We start from the raw sequence: 5261 nt of genomic DNA, 5'->3' as shown, positions 1-5261 counted from the left end.
TCACGACACTGGGAACGCTGGACCGCAGAGAACCAATTAGCTATCGCATAGCAACTGGGCTGCTAGCGGGGGCCCAACCACCAGCTTAATCGCTTCCACTTGGCGGTGAACGACGGCGGCGTCGCCGGCGGATTGGCCGGCGAAGTCAAAGCCTTCAAGAATGTTCAGCGCTTCAAGCATGGCGATGCCCTGGCTGTTCGGCGGGTTTTGGTACACGCTGAGTTCGTCGTACTCAATGGAGATGGGTTCGACAAGTTCGGCTGAAAACTCAGCGAAGTCCTGCTCGGTCAGGTAGCCGGCGTTCTCCTCCGAGAAGGAGACAATCGCATCGGCAATCGGGCCGCGGTAGAAATAGTCCCGGGCCGCCGCGATACCCGCCGCATGTCCTTCAGCGACGGCGTCGTCGTACACTGCCACGAGCGACTCAAAGGTATCGGCCATGCCGGTCTGGTAGACGGTCTCACCTGGTGCCAGCAGGTCACCATCGGGGAGGTAGATGCTCGCCATGACCGGACTGTTTCGAATCCGGTCCTCCTGCCTCGTCAGCCAGAAGGACATTTCCGTGCTGACCGGATACCCCTCGCGGGCCACGGCGATCGCGGGTGCCAGGACGTCGCCGAGTTCCAGTTCCCCGTACGCTTCGAGCCACAGCATCCAGCCGTCCCAGGCACCGGGCACGATCGCCTGATGCATACCCGGAATGCCGGCGCGGGGGCGGTAATCGGAGAGAGTCGCTTCGCTGCCGACCGGCCCGACCCCGTTCATGCTGGTCACCGCCCGGCCGTCCGCATCGTAGTACAGAGCCCAGGTGCCACCGCCCAGCACGCTTGAATAGAACGGTTCGACGACGCTGAGCACGGCCGCGACAGCCACTGAGGCGTCGGCCGCAGAACCTCCAGCGGCGAGAATCTCGACCCCGGCCGCGGTGGCAAGTTCGTGCGAGGAGACGACCGCCTCCACACGCGGTGCGAGCGATTCTTCCGGCGAAGGTTCGTCGGGGGCCTCCGAAGAAGATACCCCACTGGAGGTTCGCGGACCGGGTGTGGTCTGTGTGGTCTCGAGTGGCGGCTCAGGCGTCTGGCATCCGGCAAGCGGCAAAATAATGGCAATCGCGAATACGAGACGCAGCTTCAGTTTGCGCACAATTTGTCCTTCGGCCACTCCCGCCAAAGATGAATTTCGGCCGAAATGGTGCGAACCAGCCTAGCACCGACAGGGCCGGTGGAACAGGGATCGACGCGATCCCCAGGAAACTCGAACGCGCCCGGTTGGCTTCGCTCGATTGGGCGCTGGGACCGGGTCGGAAGAAAACGCTGGATAGCCGTGGAAGTCTGGCGGCCGTGGCGAAGGCGCCAGCTTCAGGGACCTTATTTTGCGGATTGTCCGGCCGGTCGGGTTCTCGATTAAGGATCCCACAATCAGAGCTTGTCCGCTGAGTCGATCCCCGGCAGCACCGACAGGTGAACCTTGACGAGTCTGTCCGGTGACTGCGGCCCATATACCTGCGCTTCAAGGGCCAGCTTGTCGATCATTGTGCGGATTTCCTCCAGGGGCAACCCTTGGGTTTGGCCTTCCGCAACGGCGCCGCTGAGGTTCCGCGCCGCATCGTCCAATTCAAAGACAGCCGCTTCGAGCGATTCAATCGCTCCTTGTCGTAGATAAGCCTCAAGTTGAGGCCCGCCCTGCTCGTACAGGGACCGCACTTCCTCGATACGCCGTGACAAAGGTTCCTCGTGCCCGCCCATCGCTAACTCCTCACGTCATTTGATGTAAGCGACAGCGTACCGTCCGTCTCGGACAGTTTTCGGGGTATCCACAGCCAGCGGGCGGGACATGCGGGCATGCCGGAGCTAGTCAAGGGCACTAGTCCACTTCTCCTGCACGCACCGCACCCCCTACCCAGGGCCGTCTGTTCTTTTTACTTCCCCAGCCCGGCCTCGCGCAGCGCTCGCGCCATGGCGCTTTCCGGTTGCTGCGGTTTCGGTGGGCGCCGGTCCAACGACGGCCGCTGACCCGACGTCGGACGCTTCGGGTCATTGTGTGGCTGTCCACCCTTGGGTTTTCCACCTTGGCGCGGCGGTCGGTCCTCGCCCTGCTTGCCGTTCTTGCTCCCGCTCTTGCCGTTCCCGGTTCCGTCACTGCCCGGCGTCGGCGCATCGTCTTCCAGCCGCAAGGTCAGTGCGATCCGTTTGCGGTCCGGATCAGCCTCGAGCACCTTCACCCGAACTACTTGACCGGAGCGGACGACATCGTGCGGGTCCTGCACAAACTTATTGGACATCGCCGAAATGTGAACCAGTCCGTCCTGGTGCACGCCGATGTCCACGAATGCTCCAAACGCGGCGACGTTGCTGACCGTGCCCTCCAGAACCATGCCTGGCCGCAGGTCGGAAATCTTCTCGATCCCCTCGGCGAAGGACGCTGTGCTGAACTCCGGGCGAGGGTCGCGGCCGGGCTTTTCCAGTTCAGCGAGGATGTCCCGCACGGTCGGCAGACCGAAGGTCTCATCCACAAAGTCCTGCGGCGACAAGGCGGCGAGCGCACCGGTGCCGCGGACGGCGTCGGCCTTCTTCGCGCCGGCTGCGGTCAGGATCCTCCGCGCCACGCCATAGGCTTCCGGGTGCACACTGGAGGCATCGAGCGGCTCCGCTCCCCCGCTGATCCGCAGGAAACCGGCACACTGCTCGAATGCCTTCGCCCCGAGCCGGGGCACCTTCTTCAGGTCCGAACGCTTGCCGAACCGGCCGTGCTCGTCGCGGTGCGCCACAATGTTCTCGCTTAGCAGCGGTCCGACGCCGGCCACCCGGGACAGCAGCGCCGGCGAGGCGGTGTTCACGTCCACGCCGACGGAGTTCACGCAGTCCTCGATCACCGCACCGAGTGAACGCTCCAGCTTCACCGGCGTCACATCGTGCTGGTACTGCCCGACGCCGATCGCCTTCGGATCGATCTTGACCAGTTCGGCCAGCGGATCCTGCAACCGACGCGCTATCGAGACCGCTCCGCGCAGGGACACATCCATGCCGGGCAGTTCGGCCGAGGCCAAGGCGGACGCGGAGTAGACCGACGCGCCGGCTTCGGAAACCACCAGTTTGTCGATTTTCTTCTCCGGCAGGGACTTGATCAGTTCGGCGGCCAGCTTGTCCGTTTCGCGGCTCGCGGTGCCATTGCCGATGGCGACGAGTTCGACGTCGTACTTCTTCACCAGCGCGGCAAGGCTGGTGAGGGACTCATTCCACTTGTTCGCCGGCGCGTGCGGGTAGATGGTGTCCGTCGCGACAGACTTGCCGGTTCCATCGACGACAGCGACCTTCACCCCGGTGCGCAGGCCGGGATCCAGCCCGAGCGTGGTGCGGTTGCCGGCCGGTGCGGCGAGCAACACATCGCGCAGGTTCGCGGCGAAGACCCTGACGGCGTCCTCTTCGGCATTCTGGACCAGGCGGACACGCAGGTCGGTGACCAGACGCGCCAGCACCCGGGTGCGCCAGGCGAGCTGTGCAGTCTGGAGAAGCCACGCGTCGGCGGGACGTCCGCGGTCGGCGATCCCCAGCGAATGTGCGACGGCGTTTTCGTACCGTTTGCGGGCGGCGTCCAGGGCGTCTTTGTCCGCGGGGTCGGCCTCTGTGATGGCCAGCTCCAGCATTTCCTCCTTCTCGCCGCGCCACAGGGCGAGGACCCGGTGCGACGGCAGTGAATGCGGCGGCTGGGCGAAGTCGAAATAGTCCTTGAACTTCTGCCCCTCGGCCTCCTTGCCCCTGCGGACCTGCGCGCGCAGCCGGCCGGTCTTCCACAACCGCTCCCGCAGCTCGGTCACCAGCTCAACGTCCTGCCCGGCGCGTTCGACGACGATGGACCGTGCTCCGGCAAGCGCATCTTCCGCGGTGGCAATGGAGTGCTCCGGGTTCATGTACTTCGCCGCTTCGGTTTCCGGATTCAGGTTGGGGTTCCGCAACAGGCCGTCGGCGAGCGGTTCCAGACCGGCCTCGCGGGCGATCTGCGCCTTGGTCCGCCGCTTGGACTTGTAGGGAAGGTAGAGGTCTTCGAGCCGCGATTTGGTATCCGCCTCGGTCACGGCCTTCTTAAGCTCATCAGTCAGCTTGCCCTGCTCGGCAATGGATTCCAGCACCGTCGCCCGGCGTTCCTCCAGCTCGCGCAGATACCGCAGCCGCTCCTCGAGTTCGCGCAGCTGGATGTCGTCCAACGTCCCGGTGACCTCCTTGCGGTACCGGGCGATGAACGGCACGGTGGAGCCGCCGTCGAGCAATTCCACGGCAACCTTCACCTGCCAGGTCTGCACCCCCAGCTCAGCGGCAATCTTCGCGTAGATCTTCGCGTTGATTGCTTCCGGATCGATGGCGGACGGGGCAGGGGTCATCACAGCTTTACTCACCGGACCAGTTTAGGCGGACGGGAATGTGCCGCGCAGGAATGTCACCGCGCCTGTGAATAACTACCGGTTTTATGGTCCGCACCAGTTCCCGCCGCCCGGCTCTGCACATAGTGTATGGATCATGACTAGTGACGCGACGGACGGTCCCGATGCAAACCATCAGCGTCCCGACGGCGTAACGGACGCAACGGTCGAGGCGCTCGGCAAACTCTCCGAGGCCTTCGAAGTGGTGGAGCAGGCGCGCGGTTATCTGTACGGGTTTCACCGGCTGACGGGCACGGCGGACCTGGCCCTTGGAGAAGCGGTTGAGCTGCTCAGCAAGGCCGGGCACACCGAGGTGGCAGAGCGGTTGGACCGGGAGATTGTGGGCCGTAACGTCGTCGAAGGCCGGTGGACCTTCCAGATCGTCGAGGATTACGACGACGGCTATTACGCGGAATTCAAGGCTGCGGAAAAGCGAGCCCGTGAGGAGCTCGTTGATGGCAAACGCCACCTCTACGAAGCGGAGATGAAGGAAGATCGGCGTACCCATGGACGGCGGAATCACGAGGCGCTGCCGCCCGAAGGCCGGTAGCAGGAACGGTTTAATGGTTGATGACGCCGGCACCTTACCTTCACGCCCCACGGAACCTATTCCCGCCCCTCCCGATGACTGGTTCGTCCTGCTCAACAGGATCGACGTCGAGGTCCGGCAGCTTCAGAGCAACCGCGCCAGGTGGGAGGAGTTGACCGCCGCAGACAAATGGGCGGGCGAATCGGCCGAATGGATCGGCGAACTGTACTGCCGGGCACAGATGCTCGGCATCCGCCGCATGGTCGACGGCGATCGGCGGGCAGGATCCTTCAAGCGCCTCCTGCACAAAATGACGGA

5 protein-coding genes are annotated in these 5261 nt (G+C 64.2%); 2 read left to right on the top strand and 3 right to left on the bottom strand.

Going from position 1 to position 5261, the window contains the following annotated elements; genetic code table 11:
* Positions 1–36: 36 nt before the first annotated feature.
* From Y707_RS22560 to Y707_RS0101535, 3 genes are all read right to left on the bottom strand, one after another.
* Positions 37–1143 carry a gamma-glutamyltransferase gene (locus tag Y707_RS22560; protein WP_216699183.1) on the bottom strand — a complete coding sequence of 369 codons (1107 nt, stop codon included), beginning with the start codon at positions 1141–1143 and terminating at the stop codon, positions 37–39.
* A gap of 275 nt (positions 1144–1418) precedes the next feature.
* Positions 1419–1745, bottom strand: coding sequence for a hypothetical protein (locus Y707_RS0101540; protein ID WP_026533806.1), 327 nt, complete (start codon positions 1743–1745; stop codon positions 1419–1421).
* A 173-nt stretch (positions 1746–1918) separates the two neighbouring features.
* Positions 1919–4375 (bottom strand): Tex family protein, encoded by a 2457-nt coding sequence (locus Y707_RS0101535; RefSeq protein WP_035779871.1) that lies wholly within the window; start codon positions 4373–4375, stop codon positions 1919–1921.
* Positions 4376–4511: 136 nt separating this feature from the next.
* On the opposite strand from Y707_RS0101535, the gene Y707_RS0101530 reads away from it, so the two are divergent.
* Both Y707_RS0101530 and Y707_RS22555 read left to right on the top strand, forming a co-directional pair.
* Positions 4512–4964 (top strand): hypothetical protein, encoded by a 453-nt coding sequence (locus Y707_RS0101530; RefSeq protein WP_026533804.1) that lies wholly within the window; start codon positions 4512–4514, stop codon positions 4962–4964.
* Positions 4965–4977: 13 nt separating this feature from the next.
* Positions 4978–5261 (top strand): hypothetical protein (locus Y707_RS22555; RefSeq protein WP_035779869.1); only part of this gene is annotated, 284 nt, incomplete at its 3' end.

The sequence above is a fragment of the Arthrobacter sp. H14 genome, from assembly GCF_000520495.1.
Lineage (GTDB): Bacteria > Actinomycetota > Actinomycetes > Actinomycetales > Micrococcaceae > Arthrobacter_C.
Note: the sequence above shows the minus strand (reverse complement) of the source record. Positions and strands in the feature narration are given on the sequence as shown.

Excerpts from the sequence above, each read along its gene's own strand:
- Y707_RS0101540 (WP_026533806.1), bottom strand. The coding sequence starts at position 1,745 with ATGGGCGGGCACGAGGAACCTTTGTCACGGCGTATCGAGGAAGTGCGG.
- Y707_RS0101535 (WP_035779871.1), bottom strand. The coding sequence starts at position 4,375 with ATGACCCCTGCCCCGTCCGCCATCGATCCGGAAGCAATCAACGCGAAG.
- Y707_RS0101530 (WP_026533804.1), top strand. The coding sequence starts at position 4,512 with ATGACTAGTGACGCGACGGACGGTCCCGATGCAAACCATCAGCGTCCC.